General features: G+C 66.3%; 13 protein-coding genes and 1 pseudogene. 2 read left to right on the top strand and 12 right to left on the bottom strand.

Going from position 1 to position 13,985, the window contains the following annotated elements; all coding sequences use genetic code 11:
• Window positions 1-179: 179 nt before the first annotated feature.
• From NC595_RS10085 to NC595_RS10055, 7 genes are all read right to left on the bottom strand, one after another.
• Complete coding sequence (locus NC595_RS10085) at window positions 180-713, bottom strand: hypothetical protein (protein ID WP_253566186.1); 534 nt, start codon at window positions 711-713, stop codon at window positions 180-182.
• 351 nt (window positions 714-1,064) lie between these two features.
• Window positions 1,065-3,149, bottom strand: coding sequence for a beta-galactosidase (locus tag NC595_RS10080; protein ID WP_253566185.1), 2,085 nt, complete (start codon window positions 3,147-3,149; stop codon window positions 1,065-1,067).
• Window positions 3,150-3,204: 55 nt separating this feature from the next.
• Window positions 3,205-4,689: an alpha-L-fucosidase gene (locus tag NC595_RS10075; RefSeq protein ID WP_253566184.1), complete on the bottom strand. Its 1,485-nt coding sequence runs from the start codon at window positions 4,687-4,689 to the stop codon at window positions 3,205-3,207.
• Window positions 4,690-5,736: 1,047 nt separating this feature from the next.
• Complete coding sequence (locus NC595_RS10070) at window positions 5,737-6,084, bottom strand: hypothetical protein (RefSeq protein ID WP_253566183.1); 348 nt, start codon at window positions 6,082-6,084, stop codon at window positions 5,737-5,739.
• A gap of 46 nt (window positions 6,085-6,130) precedes the next feature.
• On the bottom strand, window positions 6,131-6,511 hold the full coding sequence (locus NC595_RS10065; protein ID WP_253566182.1) for a hypothetical protein: 381 nt from the start codon (window positions 6,509-6,511) through the stop codon (window positions 6,131-6,133).
• 35 nt (window positions 6,512-6,546) lie between these two features.
• On the bottom strand, window positions 6,547-6,846 hold the full coding sequence (locus NC595_RS10060) for a HigA family addiction module antitoxin (protein ID WP_253566181.1): 300 nt from the start codon (window positions 6,844-6,846) through the stop codon (window positions 6,547-6,549).
• A 14-nt stretch (window positions 6,847-6,860) separates the two neighbouring features.
• A complete protein-coding gene (locus NC595_RS10055) occupies window positions 6,861-7,139 on the bottom strand; it encodes a type II toxin-antitoxin system RelE/ParE family toxin (protein ID WP_253566180.1) in 279 nt (92 codons plus the stop codon).
• Window positions 7,140-7,204: 65 nt separating this feature from the next.
• Here NC595_RS10055 and NC595_RS10050 point away from each other — a divergent pair.
• Window positions 7,205-7,413: pseudogene (locus NC595_RS10050) on the top strand (HigA family addiction module antitoxin); the annotation flags it as partial.
• A gap of 11 nt (window positions 7,414-7,424) precedes the next feature.
• Here NC595_RS10050 and NC595_RS10045 read toward each other — a convergent pair.
• Window positions 7,425-9,224: an amidase gene (locus NC595_RS10045; protein ID WP_253566179.1), complete on the bottom strand. Its 1,800-nt coding sequence runs from the start codon at window positions 9,222-9,224 to the stop codon at window positions 7,425-7,427.
• Between the two features lie 333 nt (window positions 9,225-9,557).
• Between NC595_RS10045 and NC595_RS10040 the strand changes: the two genes are divergently transcribed.
• Complete coding sequence (locus tag NC595_RS10040) at window positions 9,558-9,929, top strand: YciI family protein (RefSeq protein ID WP_253566178.1); 372 nt, start codon at window positions 9,558-9,560, stop codon at window positions 9,927-9,929.
• Between the two features lie 203 nt (window positions 9,930-10,132).
• On the opposite strand, the gene NC595_RS10035 is transcribed toward NC595_RS10040, so the two are convergent.
• The 4 genes from NC595_RS10035 to NC595_RS10020 all read right to left on the bottom strand — a co-directional run bounded on the left by NC595_RS10035 (window position 10,133) and on the right by NC595_RS10020 (window position 13,880).
• Window positions 10,133-11,134, bottom strand: coding sequence for an NADP-dependent oxidoreductase (locus NC595_RS10035; protein WP_253566177.1), 1,002 nt, complete (start codon window positions 11,132-11,134; stop codon window positions 10,133-10,135).
• Complete coding sequence (locus tag NC595_RS10030; protein WP_253566176.1) at window positions 11,131-11,973, bottom strand: oxidoreductase; 843 nt, start codon at window positions 11,971-11,973, stop codon at window positions 11,131-11,133. The genes NC595_RS10035 and NC595_RS10030 overlap by 4 nt, the downstream gene beginning before the upstream one ends.
• 151 nt (window positions 11,974-12,124) lie before the next feature.
• A complete protein-coding gene (locus NC595_RS10025; protein WP_253566175.1) occupies window positions 12,125-12,730 on the bottom strand; it encodes a TetR/AcrR family transcriptional regulator in 606 nt (201 codons plus the stop codon).
• A gap of 259 nt (window positions 12,731-12,989) precedes the next feature.
• Window positions 12,990-13,880 carry an acyltransferase gene (locus NC595_RS10020; protein WP_253566174.1) on the bottom strand — a complete coding sequence of 297 codons (891 nt, stop codon included), beginning with the start codon at window positions 13,878-13,880 and terminating at the stop codon, window positions 12,990-12,992.
• Window positions 13,881-13,985 lie beyond the last annotated feature (105 nt).

Genomic DNA, 13,985 nt, shown 5'->3' with positions numbered 1-13,985 from the left:
TGTTCCTCGGAATAGGTGGCGGGCGGCGATACGGACCGGTCATCGACAGGTGACGTTCCGCATCGGGCTCGTCGCCTGTCGAGGGGACGACGGGCGGTGTCGGCGGAATTCGACATCCCCCTGCGCGTCGCGCTCCGGTCGCAACCGTTTCTCGGCTCACCCGGGCGCCGAAAAACCCGCTAGAGCCGCCCGCTGCGGCAGTCCGCGACGTCCGCTGTCTTCACGTGGGTATAGGCGCGTAGCCGGGGCACCTGCGCCACCATGGCGTCCTGCTTCTGGCGCATGACGTCCAGCGCGTTGCAGAACCGGGGCGAACTGACCATCTTTTTCGCGCCCTTCTCCACGCTCCGCGCACCGCCATCGGTGCCCATGTGCAACACGGAGTCGAACAGAAACCGCGGCACGGCGGTCCGGACGTATTTCTCGGCACCGATCATGGACACGTCGACGACATCAAGGGCCGCGTCACGATAGGCCAGGGTCGCCGCCTGCTGCGTAGCATCGAGCGCGACCTTCTCGTCGCCGAGCACCAGGCTTCCATCGGTGCCGATGTGTGCCACCGGCTCGCCCTTGGGGCCATTCAGATCCAGGGGTTCGGCATGGGCCTTCACGCGGTCGGCCTCGATCTCACGGCGCGCGTCGCTCATGCAGCCGGCGAGCGAGAGGGCAACCAGCGCCATCCCCAGCACCCTTCGCATGACACGTCCCTGCATGGCTGCTCCCTCCTCGTCCGACTGGCGCGATATCGCAGAGCACGCCTTCGCAGTCCACGGCCACAGCAGCAACCGTTAGCTATCGAGCGTGCTTCCTGCGAAACCTAGACCCGTGGGAAGGTGCGGACAATGGGACTAACGACACAGGCCTCGGGTAAAGGTCGGCCCGCGGGACCGCCGCTGCGATCACTCCGACCCGCGCGTTCCACGCGACCAAGCCTGCGCAAATGCCTCGACACCGACCCGCTGCGGTACGGCCCGTCCGACCACCCGCACCCACGCATCCGCCCCCGCTTCATTACAGCCGAGGGCGCGTCGCGCAACAGGGACGGTGGCGCGCTTGTCCCCCTGCTACTGAAGCACCGCCACGCCATAACCCGGCAGGTCCAGCGTGCCGTTGTGGGCGCGGTCGGTCAGCACATCGCGCTTGCGGCCATCGAAGGAGACGGTCACCGGGACGTCGGTGGTGTTGACGTACACGGTGCGATCGTCGACCACACGGGCGATGACGCCATCGGGCGTGACGGGACCGCGCTCGATCGCCAGCTTCGCATAGAGCGAGCGGACCAGCGGACCGAGGAACGCCGCTTGCGATGCCGTGGCGAGATAGATCGCCTCGCCCTTGCCAAAGTGGTTGAGGGTGATCGCCGGGCTCTTTTGCGGGGTGTTTCCGAAGCTCGCCAGCACGCTTGCCGTGCTCGGCTCGAGCACTTCGTAGTAGCCGGCGGAACCGGTCAGTTCCTTTCCTTCGAAGCGGAGGGTGATCGGCTGCTTCGAACGATAGAACGGATCGGTGCGCAGCCCGAAGACGTCGGCCAGGCGTCCCGGCAGTGGCGTTTCGAACCACTTTCCGGTCTCGTCGACCTTGGCCGAATAGCCGGTCATGACGACGGTGCCACCCCGGGCGACATACTGCCGGATCGCCTTCGCCGTCGGCTCGTCCATCACGTAGGTGGCCGGCAGCAACACGAGTTTGTAGTTGTCGATCGGGTCGTGGGCGATGTCGATCACCGCCACGTCGATGTTGTCCTTGAAAAAGGGCTGGAAGGCGGCCTTGAGCTGGTCGCTGTAGTTGTCGGTGAAGTACTGCCTCATGGTGTTCGGCCCGGGCGGCGGGTTGGTGATCCACGCCGTCTCATATGAATCCTCGATCGCGACCTGCGGCTGGCCCCGGCGCGGGAAGCCCATCGTCTGCAGCTGCTTGAACTCCTTGGCCATCCGGGCGAACTCGCCGACCTTCCACGAGGGCCGGCCGTCGTGGTCGAGCAGGCCGAACAGCGATTGCTCCTCGCCGCCGATGTGCGAGTTGAAGGTCCAGGCCAGGAACGTCTGGGCGTAATGGAGCAGCCCGAAATAGGCCCACATGCGCGAGCGGCCCGGCACGCCGTAGTCGCCACCGCCACCGGCGGTGAATTCGTTGAACCAGACCGGCGTGCGATGCCCGGCCTTGATCATCATGACGTCGAACGCGGCACCCAGCGGGTCGCGGGTATCGGGGTAGAAGCCCTCGGCTCCGTAGGTCGAATACCGGTTCCATGAACGCAGGTAATCGAAGCCCTTGGCCGGCGCGTCGGGCCACAGGTTGGAGACGGCGGGCAGATCGGGCGCGACGTGCTTGCGCACGTCGTCGAGGTCGCTGAGATCGGCAATGGTCACGTCGGACCAGAAGCGATGCAGGTCGAGGTTGCGTTCGTTCGGCCCCGGTCCCTCGCCATAGGGCAGCTCGACCTGGCTCCAGTCGTTTATCCGGCGCGACCAGCGCTGCGTGGCCCAGGCCTTGTTGAGCGCCGCGATCGTCCCGTAGCGCTGTTTGAGCCAGGCGACAAAGCGCGCACGATCGCCTTCCGAGTAGGACATCGGCGAGCTGCCCACCTCGTTGTCGTAGCCGACCGCTACCACCGCCGGGTTGTGCGCATAGCGCGCGAGCATCTTCTCGGCGAGCTGCCGGACCAGACGCCGATAGTCCGGGTCGCTGATGTCGTCCCAGTAACGGGTGGCTGGATGGAGCCGCACGCCGTCCTGGTTGACGATATCGACGCCCGGGTACTTCTGATGCAGCCAGACCGGCGCCGGCAGGCCGGGAATGTCGAGGATCACCTTGATCCCGGCGGCGTGCATCTGGGTCAGGATCGCGTCGAACCACGCGAACTCGAACTGGCCTTCGCGCGGCTCGAACGAGTCCCAGGAGAGATCGCCCATGCGCACCATGGTGAAGCCGGCCTGCTTCATGATCGCGATGTCGTGCCTGATCTGCGCCGGGCTGCGGTCGATCGGCTGGTAACAGGTGCCGACGAACAACTGCCCCTCGCCCGCCGGGTTGGCATGGCCGACCGGACTCTGCGCCTGTGCCAGCTGCGTGGCGGTAAACCCGGCACCCAGTGCAAGCGCGATCGCGACTTTCAACACCCGGGCAGTCGCGCGTTCTTTTGAATTCATCGGTCGTTGTCCACGTCGAAGGAGAGTGGCCGGCGTCGTGCGGCTGCGCACGCGCTCAGGCGAAGGTGATCTCGAACACGCTGGCGTGGCGGGTCGGTAGCGTCGCGGGGACATCGATGAGCAGCGCCTGCGCGGCCTGCCGAAAGGCGATCGCACCGTGATGACCGAGCAGCCGCACGTGCTGCACCGGTCGTCGGGAGTAAGGATTGCCGCTGGCCAGCGAGGCGATGGCGACACTGCCCCTCGGTTCGCCGAGGGTGATCGCGAAAAGGCGATCGCCCCGGGTCGTGAAGCGGATGTCCCGGGCGGTGTAGGCGACTTGTTCCTTGAACATGCCCGCAGCCGCTTCGGTCGGCCCCTCGCCGTCGATCTTCCACGGCCGCGTGCCGTGGATGGCCTCCGCGTTGACTGCCATCCATGCGGTGAGCTCGGCGAGCAACTGCCCGGACTCGGGCGGCAGGCTGCCGTCGGCATGGAGCACGACGTTGAGCAGCAGGTTGCCGTTCTTGCTGACGATGTCGGCCAGCATGGTCACGACCTCATCCGCGGTCTTGTAACGGTCGTTCTCGTTGAAGAACCAGTCGCCGTTCGAGGTATCGGTCTGCCAGGGCAGCGGGTTGATACCCTTCAGCACGCCGCGCTCGACGTCCTGCACGGCCCATTCCTTGTGGAATTCGCCCGACCCGGAATCCTTGCAGTTGTAGACCGCATCCAGCTTTCCGCTGCGGGCGATGCTGCTGTTGTAGAGATCGGCGACCAGCGAGCGACCGATCGCGCCGAACGGCAGCCCGCCGTCGGAATAGAGCAGGTCGGGTTGGTAGCGGTCGACGAGATCGCGAATCCGCCGGTACCACGTACGTTGATAGTCGGGGTTGCTGGTGTACCAGCTGCCCGGCGTGTTGCGGAAGGGCTGGTCGCGATTGTCGTGGTAGAGGTCTTCATAGCGAGGATCGGCACCGTCGTAGTCGATCCCGAGCTTCGGCCAGAACTGGTCGTACAGATGGTTCGGATACCACCAGCAATAGCTGGCGCCGAGATGCTCGGACACCCCGAAGCGCAGGCCGCGCCGCGTCGCCGCCGCTTTCCATGCACCGACGATGTCGCGCTTGGGCCCCATCGCTGCGGCGTTCCAGCGGTGATGCCGCGAATCCCACAGGTCGAAATTGTCGTGGTGCACGCCCATCGAGACGAAATACTTCGCCCCTGCGGCGGCATATTTTTCCATCAACGCATCGGGATCGAACTTGTCGGCGGTCCACAGCGGGATGATGTCCTTGTAGCCGACTACCGAGGGGTGACCGTAGTTCTTGACGTGATGGTCGTAGTGGGGGTGCCCCGGCACGTACATGAAGCGCGCATACCAGTCGCCTTGCCGAGGCACGGCCTGCGGCCCCCAGTGCGCCCAGATGCCGAACTTGGCGTCCCGGAACCACTCGGGGGTCTGGTATGCCTTGAGCGACTCGACCGTTGGCTCGAAGCGACCGGGTACCCGTGTGGGTATGTCCAGGCCGCCCCGCTCAGGGCGACCGGTTGCGCGCACCGACATCCCGGAGGAAAGCGCTGCGGCGATCGACCCGATCGATGCCCCCAGAAAGTTTCGTCGGTTGAGCCTGACCATGGATTCCCTCCTGCCGATGATGGGCGGCATCGCTTGTCGTTCGAGGCAGGACCCAGCGGATCGGTGGCCACCCCGCTCATCCACTGCCGATGCACGTGCGCTGTCGATACCGCGGCGTGGTCGAATGCCGACCTGCGGAGCGGATGCGGCACCACGCGGACGAGCCGGCCGCGGCTATCGGATGCAGGCAAGGCAAGACCGCGTCGCCGGCAGGTGCGACGATGCAGGTCCAGCCCGTCACGCATGCGCCAAGACGGGAGCGATGGCTATCGCGGCTGAGGTACGGCCCGACGCAGATTCATCCCGCGCGGAGTGGATACCGTGTCCGCAAGCCAGCTCATGCGATCCCGGTGCAACGGGTGGTCCGATCCCCATCGGCGTCATGGCAAGCAACACCCTCCTGTCGCCGCGAAAAGCACGTCAATCGCGCATCCCGCTTCTCGCACGCGGGCTCACGCCAGGAAAGCGCACCCGACTTTTCGGGAGTCATAGTGCCACCCCGTAATTAGTCTGATGATTACGAACTTTCCCATTCGGACTGATGCTTTTGCATGTGCACCTGCATCAGGCAGCACCTGTGCATAACGCAGGTGCGGAAAGCCTGGGCCGAAACGGCATGCATGACAGATCGGATCGTCCAGTCCGCAATCCATGCGTTGTACGCAATCGCTTTGGCCGGTTAGCGCGCACCGACATGGCATGCACGCCGTGCACCTGTGCACCCGCCATCACCTGTCGACCGGACTATTCCGGTTGTCGAGATAGCTGGCTTGTCCGCCGTCATCTCCCCAAGCGGCACCATGCTGACCGGGACGCCGGCATGCATCTTCTTCAGTCGCCGGTCTTCGCCACGCAATCCCAACATCCAATCAGATGGCGAGGTCGGCTCGATCGTTCGATTTCCAGCGAAGGTCAAAACACAGGTCACAGTGCACTTTCGAGTGTTTGCTTCGGGCCGAAAGTCGATATCTACGGCGAATTCTGCTCCGCCTGCTCCAGGAACAAGCTCTGCAGATCACCCGCCAGATCCCGCCCATCGCTGATCAGACGAAACTGGCACTCCTCGCCGCCGAGCGGGCAGCTGCCGTCGATCACGCCGAGCACATTGGCAGTGGCATCGATGGTCACCTGGCGGGTCAGCTCAAGCAGCACCTCCCGCTGATCGGCGGACAGGTCGCGGAAGACGCTCAGGACGCGTCGCCAGTAGGGATCGGAAGCCCGATCGATGTCGGTGTTCAGCAGCAGGTCTCGGTAGGTAGCGTGGTTTTCCTCCACGACTGCCGCGTTGAGTTGCGCTACGAAGTCGTGGGGTGTCATGAAGCCTCCAGAGTTCCGGGCAAAGAAGGGGCAGAGTCCACTTTCGCTAGCTTGCCTCACGCTGAAAAGTGGCCTCGACCCAGCCTTGAGCAAACACCTCCAAGCTCTTCCGCGCCGGCACGCTTAGTCCAAACACCCGCACCCACCCATCGGCCGCCACGATGAACGCCTGCCGCGCCTGATTCGTCGCCTGCCGCGCCGCCGCCTGCTGCTGCCGCAGGCGCACCAGGTGCGGCGATGGCGGCCCGGGCCGCACGAACTTCTGATCGCGACGCAGCGCATCGGCCACCTGGGCGGTGCTCACCGCCGCGCGATGCACGGCCTCGCTCGCTTTCAGCAGCGCGTGCAGCGCCTCGCGCTTCTGCGGCGTGTCGACGAACTCCGCCGGCAGGCCCGCGAAGTCACCGGTATCGAGGCGGGCCAGCACAGCGGCATGGGGGAATGGTGCGGGAGTCTCCGGCATTACGCGGCACGCGGCCGGATGTGCTTCAGTTCGGCGGCGAGCTGGCGTCGGGCACATTCGAGCTCGTAGTTCTTCTGCAGGTTCATCCAGCTTTGGGCATCCGTGCCGAAGTACGCGGCCAGCCGCAGAGCGGTGTCGGCGGTGATGCCGCGCCGCTCGTTAGCGATCTCGTTCACGCGGGCGGCAGTGACGCCAATGGCAGTCGCCAGCGCATTGGCTGAGAGGCCGAACGGCTTCATGAACTCTTCGCGCAGGATCTCGCCGGGGTGTACCGGTGGAAGCAGGGTCTTGCGGGCCATGTGGTCACCTCGTTTCAATGGTAATCCGTGATTTCCACGCCGAAGGCGTCGCCATCCTTCCAGACAAAGCAAACACGAAACTGGTCGTTGATGCGGATGCTGTGCTGCCCGCTGCGATCACCCTTCAAGGCTTCCAACCGATTGCCTGGCGGAACTCGCATGAAGTCCAGCGTGGCAGCGGCATGGAGTTGGGCCAGCTTGCGCCGGGCCACGCTCTCGATGTTGATCCAGCGGCGTACACGCTCGCCATTGGCGAGGGCCGCCGTGTCCTTGTCGGCGAAGCTCCTGATCATGGCCTTATTGTATATCGGTAAACGATAGTCTCAAAGACTTGCCCGGGGTTCCTATCTGGCAATTCCTGGCGCGTGCCGCCGGAGTACCGCCGCGCCGCATCAACGAGATTGTGCTCGGCAAGCGTGGCATCACTGCGGATACCGCCGTGCGCCTGGCTGCTGCGCTGGGAACGAGCGAACGTTTCTGGCTCGGGCTCCAGGCAGGCTACGACCTGGAAGAAGCCCATCGGGTGTGGGGAAAGCCGTCGACCGTATCGAGCGCATCGCCGCGTAAAGTTCTCCGCTTCAGAAGCCCTGCGGGCGCTCGCCAGCCACGTTGACCTTCGCCTCCAGCGCGCGGCCGACCCGGCCAAGCGTGCCTTCCTCGAACAGGCGGCCGACCAGGGTGACGCCATACGGAACGCGGTGCGGCTTGGCCAACATCGGCTGCGGGTGCGCCGGATTGGGCGCCCAGTCGCTGCGCACCTGGTTCACCTCGACGAAGCCGGTGCGCAGGGTCAGCGAGGGCTGGCCGGTCATGTTGGAGATCACCATCATCTCGTCGCGCAGCGAGGGCACCAGCAGCAGGTCCACCTCGCCCATCACGCGCTCCATCTCCTTCGCCACCCGGCGGCGCATGCGATCGGCCTGCACGAAGTCCACCGCGGAGAGGAAGCGCGATTCGCGGAACAGGTTCGGCCAGGCGTCCGGCGTCTGCTCGCGCATATGGTCGGCGTCGCCGGAGAGCGTCAGCTCCTCGAACGCGGCGGCGGACTCGGCGAACAGCAGCAGGTTGAGATCGTCGTACGGCCAGTCGGGCAGAGACACCTCGGTCGGCACCAGGCCGAGCGCGCGCAACTGCTCGAGCGCGGCACGGTCCAGGTCGGTGGCCGGCGCCTCCTTCATCCAGGCCGGGAAATAGCCGACCTTCAGGCCCCTGATCGGGGCGTTGGCGTCGTAGTCGAAATGCGCCGCCACGCTGGCGGTATCGCCCGGATCGGTGCCGCGGATGGTGTCGAGCACCAGCATGGTGTCTTCCACCGAGCGGGTGATCGCTCCGAGCTTGTCCATCGTCCAGCACAGCGTCATCGCGCCGGTGCGCGGCACGCGGCCGTAGGTCGGACGCAGGCCGGTGGTACCGCAGCGCATGCACGGGCTGATGATGCTGCCCTGGGTCTCGCTGCCGATAGCGAACGCCACCAGGCCCGCCGCGGTGGCCGAGGCCGGGCCGGCGCTGGAGCCGGAGGAACCTTCCTGCGGCAGCCACGGGTTCATGGTCTGGCCACCGAACCAGATGTCGTTGAGCGCCAGCGCGCCGAGGCTGAGCTTGGCCACCAGCACCGCACCGGCTTCGTTGAGCTTGCGGGTCACCGCGCCGTCTTCCTTCGGCACGCGGTGCCTGAACGGCTCGGCGCCGTAGGTGGTGGGGATGCCGGCGGTGTCGAGCAAATCTTTGGCGCCCCACGGAATGCCGTGCAGCGGACCGCGGTAATGGCCGGCGGCAATCTCCTTGTCGGCCTGCGCGGCCTGCTTCAGCGCGTGCTCCTCGCACAGCGTGATCACGCAGCGCAGCTCGGGGTCGAAGCGCTTCAGGCGTTCGAGGTAGATCTTCGTCAGGCGGGTGGAGGTGAGTTTGCGTGCGTGGATCCACGCCCCGAGCTGGGCCACCGAGGCGAAGGCGATGTCCTCGTCCTTCGCCAGCAACGGCATGGCGGCCACCCTGGACGGCGCGAAGCGGTCGTGGGCCGGACCGACGTGCGCGCGCCCCATCGCCGGGAACCAGGTGGTGGCCGGTGCCAGCCCCTCTTCCAGCGCGACCTTGCGCGGACCGGTGCGGCGCTCGAGCAGGGCGGCCATGGAGGTGGGCCAGTTGGCCACGGCCATGGCGCGCTGCGCCTCGGTCATCGTCACCTGCTGCAGCTTCTCCGCCTCGGCGAAGGTGGCGGTGGTGAGCTTGGGCCCCACCGGCGGCGCCGTATTGAACGCGCCGGGCGAACCGGGCGGCGGCGTGGTGCTTTCACCGGTCTGCGCCAGCGCGCCACCGGCCACCACGGCACCCAGCAGGCCAAGCGGCGCCTGGGTCAGGAAATCACGACGCGTCTTCATGGTTCTCCCCGATGCGCCCCAGGCCGGGGCGCGTTGCTGTCGATACTGGTGCCGGCCCGCGCGGTGCGAGGGCGGCGTCCGGACGGGCCGGAACGGCTGCTCACTGTGGACGAGCGCCACGGCGCGCACAACTCGACTTAGGTGAGGTGGTTGGTCGCGGTGGTGGCAGGTTCTTGCGGAAGTCGCCGCGGCCTGGAACGCGGCCTGCAGGTTGCCCGCATGCGATCCCGGACAGATACGCTGGCCGTGAAGCGCTGCACACTGCCTCGGCACGTTGTCGATCTGCGCCTCTCCGCTTCGTCGTCAGTGCATTCCCACCGCAAAGGAGATCCCATGAAATACCTCGGCCTGGCCTACTTCACCCCCGAGAAATTCACCGCCCTGCCGCCCGACGCCGTGAAAGCCATCGTGAGCCAGTGCCCGGCCATGGACGAGAAGATGCGCGCCACCGGCAAGGTGCGGGTCTCCGCCTCGCTCGGCGACCTCGAAAACTGGCGCACCCTGCGCCCGCGCGCCGGCAAGACGCAGATCACCGACGGGCCGTACATTGAGTCGAAAGAAGTGGTGGGCGGCCTGTTCATCATCGAGGCGGACAGCCATGACGAAGCCCTGCGCATCGCCGCCATGCATCCGGCCGCACAGATCGGGGAGGAAGGCGACTGGGCGGTGGAGTTGATTCCGATCGAGTTTTATCTGGAGCCGTGAGGGTTGGGTGTCCGCCTCGCGCGAGCTTTGGCGCTTGTGTCCCGCGGCCACTCGGGCAAGAGGCGGCGTTGCGCCTGCGCTCACGGCGTGACTGAGGACTGCCGGAGTTGGCGGCAGCACGCGCCTCATTGCGGCCAAGCCACCCATGGGCACAAGCCCGGCGTCCGGCCGACACCCGGATCACTGGCGCCTGACAGGAAGGCTCACTTCAGCTTGATGACGACCTTTCCCTTCGCGCGACCGGCCTCCACATAGGCTAGAGCCTCGTTAGTCGAGGCGAACGGAAACACGCGATCCATCACGGGGCGGATGGCCCCGGCGTCGATGAGTCGGGTGATCTCGCGCAGTTGGCTCCCACTCGCCTTCATGAAGAGGAACGAGTAGCCCACGCCCAATCGCCGCGACCTGCGCCTCACACCGGAGCTCAGCAGCCGCATCACCAGGCGCACCGGGCCGCGTGCCCCGATCTCGCGCCCGAACTCGGGATCGGGCGGCCCGGAAATGGAGATGAGCTTGCCGCCACGCTTGAGGACGCGAAGCGACTTGTCGAGCGTCTTGCCGTCCTGGCTGTTCAGCACGACGTCGTAGTCGCGCAGGACGGTCTCGAAATCCTGCGACTTGTAGTCGACCACGACGTCCGCGCCCAGACTCCGGACGAGTTCGACATTGCTCGTGCCCGTGGTCGTGGCGACGGTGGCACCCAGATGCTTGGCCAGCTGGATGGCGAAACTGCCGACACCGCCCGAGCCGGCCTGGATGAAGACCTTCTGGCCTTTCTTCAGGCCCGCTCTCTCGACCATCGCCTGCCATGCCGTCAGCCCCACCAGCGGAATGGAAGCGGCCTCTTCCATCGTCAGCCCTTTGGGCTTGAGCGCGAGCGAGGCTTCCTTGACCGGCACGAACTCGGCGAACGTGCCGATGCGGAAATCGTCCACCCGCGCGTAGACCTCGTCACCCGGTTTGAACTGGCGCACGCGCCGGCCCACCCTGACGACGACGCCTGCCACGTCGTGCCCGAGGATGAGCGGCAACCGATACGGCAGGATGAGCTTGAACTCGCCGCTGCGGATCTTGGCGTCCAGCAGGTTCACGCCGGCGGCATGCACTTCGACCAGGACCTCGTCGTCGCGGAGTTCCGGGGTCGGCACGTCGGCCAGACGCAGGGCCGCTTGCTTCTGATAGCGATCGACGACGAATGCTTTCATGACCTCACCGCCGACGCCGCGTCGAGCCGCAGATCCTTTCGTATGCCTGCATCCATCACCCCGGCGGGAGCGAATCGCCGCAGCCACGCCAGCCGCCCGGCGAGCCGGCCCGCCGTGTAGCGAAGTCGCGGGCTGGCCTCGTTGGCGGCCTTCAGCACGACCTCCGCCACGACACGCGGCTGATCCGCCGTGGCCATCACTTCCTGCACGCGCCGGCCAACAGCGACGCGTGCCTCGCGGTACGCATCGAGCTGGGCGTCCGGCTGCAGGAAGTTCGCGTCGAAGGGCGTGCTGGTGTAGGCAGGCTCGACCACCGAGACCCGGATGCCCCGGGTGCGCAGTTCATGGTCGAGCGATTCGGAATAGCCCTCGATCGCGTGCTTCGTCGCGGAGTAGAGCGCTCCGTACGGCATGGGCAACAAGCCAAGTACCGAGCCCATGTTGATGATCCGTCCGGCACCCTGTTTGCGCATGTGCGGAAGCACGGCGCGCGTCATCCGGACGATTCCGAAGAAGTTGGTGTCGAAAATCGACTGGGCCTGCTCGATCGAACTTTCCTCGGCTCCGGCCGGAGCCACGCCGAAGCCGGCGTTGTTGACGAGCAGGTCGATGCGCTCTTCCCGCTGCATCAACTGCGCGACAGCGTCGGCGACGGATGCATCGCTGGTCACGTCCAGGGTCAGCATCTCGTACGCGCGCCCGCCCGCACAGCCGCCGCGTCGACTCGTGCCGTACACCGTGTAGCCCGCGCTCGCTAGCAACTCGGCAGTCGCCTGCCCAATCCCCGATGACGCACCGGTCACGAGGGCCACCTTCTTGCTTTGATTGTTCTTGCTCATGACGCTGCTCCGTCCGGCTGTAGGGGATGGGCACGTCGCTGGTGGCACGAGCCGGGCGACGCACCGCGGTAGTTGAGAGACTTTTTCAGGCACTTTCGCATGATGATCATCATGTTTATGAGCGAACGAATGAGCCGGGCGCTTCCCAGGCTCAGTGTCCGCTGGAGGTCAGGTGTTTGAGTGCCGCCTTGCGCAGGCTGTCCGAAAGAGCGGGTTCATCGACGGCGCGGGCCAGCACGACGGCGCCCACCATGGTGGAAAGCGTCATGAGCGCCCTTTCGTGCGCGCTCTGCTGGCCCCAGTCCGCGGATTGGCGGGCGATAAGATCGGCGGCCGCCTTGATGTGACGCGTCACGATACGGCGCACCTCGGGCGCCTGGCGCGAGGTCTCCGAACCCAGCGCAGCCAGGGGGCAGCCCGTTTCCAACTGCTCGACATGTTTCTTGGAGAGATAGGCGGCGAGCATGGCGTCGAGCGCTTCATCGGGCGGCGCGCTGGCGGCCACCTCGGCGGCGTTGGCCACCGACTCTGCGCACGCCGCGGCCGCCGCTTCGGCCAGCATGGCCTCGCGGGACGGGAAGTGCGAGTAGAAGGCGCCGTGCGTCAGACCGGCCTCTTTCATGATGTCCGCAACGCCCGTGCCGGCGTATCCACTGCGACGGATCGCCCGGGCGGCGACACCCACGATGCGGTCATGGGTGGCGTCTTTGGCGGCGGCGCGGGCGTTGGCAGATGTCTTTCGCATGATGGTCATCATACGCATGCCTTGCCCGCTTGGCTACTGCCTCGCGGCGAGGCGGCCCGTGGCATCGAACGGCAGCGCCACGAGACCGGAGGCCTCAGGACGTGGACATTGGAGAAAGTGCGGGTGGCGCGGTGATCGCCACAGCCAAGGCAATCGACCGCTGGAGCTCACGGAGCAAGCGTTGCTTCGCTGAACCCGTCGTCGGGCGAAGGAAGGTGGCGTGTCCTGCGCCCGAACAATGCGTGCCGCAGACCTTCGCACGATAAGTGCGTCAACTGCCCAGCAATCGCCCCACGTCGGCATCCTTCTCTGTCCAGAGCGCGTTGACCCACGCCTGGAAGCGCTCGCGGAAAGCCGCATCGTTCTCGTAGTCGCCGCGCAGGGCGGGATCGATGACGCGCTGGCGGATGTGCACGCGGATGTCGCGCACGCGGCCGGCGATGAGATCCATCATGGACCCGGCGCCCTGGGCGTAGACGATGGTGACGTCGACGATGGCGTGCAGGCCCTCGCCCATCGCATCCAGCACGAAGGCCACGCCGCCGGCCTTGGGCCGCAGCAGGTGCGTATACGGCGAACCCTGGGCGTCGTGCTTGGCGCGGGTGAAGCGCGTGCCCTCGACGAAGTTCATCACCGACACCGGCATGTGGCGGAATTTCTCGCAGGCTTTGCGGGTGGTCTCGCGGTCCTTGCCGGCCAGTTCCGGATGCTTCGCCAGTTCTTCGCGCGAGTGGCGCTTCATGAAGGGGAAGTCCAGCGCCCACCACGCCGGTCCGAGCAGCGGCACCCAGATCAGCTGGCTCTTGAGGAAGAAGCGCAGGAACGGGATGCGGCGGTTGAACACCTTCTGCAGCACCGGGATGTCGACCCAGCTCTGGTGGTTGCACAGCACCAGGTAGTTGCCGTCGCGCTTCAGGCCCTCCAGCCCCTCCACCTGCCAGCGGGTGCGGGTAAACAGGTCGAACAGCGCGCTGTTGACACCGATCCAGCTCTCGGCCAGCGCCACCAAGGCCCGCGACAGCGCTACACGCGCGCCGTGCACCGGCAGCAGCAGCTTGACGAAGGTGAGCGCGAACAGCGGCAGCACGTGCAAGATCGTGTTGACGATCAGCAGGGCGATGGCGAGCGGGATGCGCAGGAAGGCGGGGAGCGAGGCGAGCATGGGATGACCGTCATGGGATGGGGCACAGCGTAGCGCGGCGGCGGGTGGGTGGCTTGATTGGGGTCAGGTGGCGGGGCGGGCTTGGCATGGCAAGGCCGCACACGG

This window comes from Dyella lutea (assembly GCF_024158035.1).
GTDB lineage: Bacteria > Pseudomonadota > Gammaproteobacteria > Xanthomonadales > Rhodanobacteraceae > Dyella_A > Dyella_A lutea.
The sequence above is the reverse complement of the archived record's forward strand: the minus strand, read 5'-3'. Positions and strand labels throughout refer to the sequence as shown.

Bases quoted from the DNA above. Each gene is read 5' to 3' on its own strand.
- NC595_RS10085 (WP_253566186.1), bottom strand. From the start codon at position 713: ATGCAGGGACGTGTCATGCGAAGGGTGCTGGGGATGGCGCTGGTTGCC.
- NC595_RS10080 (WP_253566185.1), bottom strand. From the start codon at position 3,149: ATGAATTCAAAAGAACGCGCGACTGCCCGGGTGTTGAAAGTCGCGATC.
- NC595_RS10070 (WP_253566183.1), bottom strand. From the start codon at position 6,084: ATGACACCCCACGACTTCGTAGCGCAACTCAACGCGGCAGTCGTGGAG.
- NC595_RS10060 (WP_253566181.1), bottom strand. From the start codon at position 6,846: ATGGCCCGCAAGACCCTGCTTCCACCGGTACACCCCGGCGAGATCCTG.
- NC595_RS10055 (WP_253566180.1), bottom strand. From the start codon at position 7,139: ATGATCAGGAGCTTCGCCGACAAGGACACGGCGGCCCTCGCCAATGGC.
- NC595_RS10045 (WP_253566179.1), bottom strand. From the start codon at position 9,224: ATGAAGACGCGTCGTGATTTCCTGACCCAGGCGCCGCTTGGCCTGCTG.
- NC595_RS10040 (WP_253566178.1), top strand. From the start codon at position 9,558: ATGAAATACCTCGGCCTGGCCTACTTCACCCCCGAGAAATTCACCGCC.
- NC595_RS10035 (WP_253566177.1), bottom strand. From the start codon at position 11,134: ATGAAAGCATTCGTCGTCGATCGCTATCAGAAGCAAGCGGCCCTGCGT.
- NC595_RS10030 (WP_253566176.1), bottom strand. From the start codon at position 11,973: ATGAGCAAGAACAATCAAAGCAAGAAGGTGGCCCTCGTGACCGGTGCG.
- NC595_RS10025 (WP_253566175.1), bottom strand. From the start codon at position 12,730: ATGATGACCATCATGCGAAAGACATCTGCCAACGCCCGCGCCGCCGCC.
- NC595_RS10020 (WP_253566174.1), bottom strand. From the start codon at position 13,880: ATGCTCGCCTCGCTCCCCGCCTTCCTGCGCATCCCGCTCGCCATCGCC.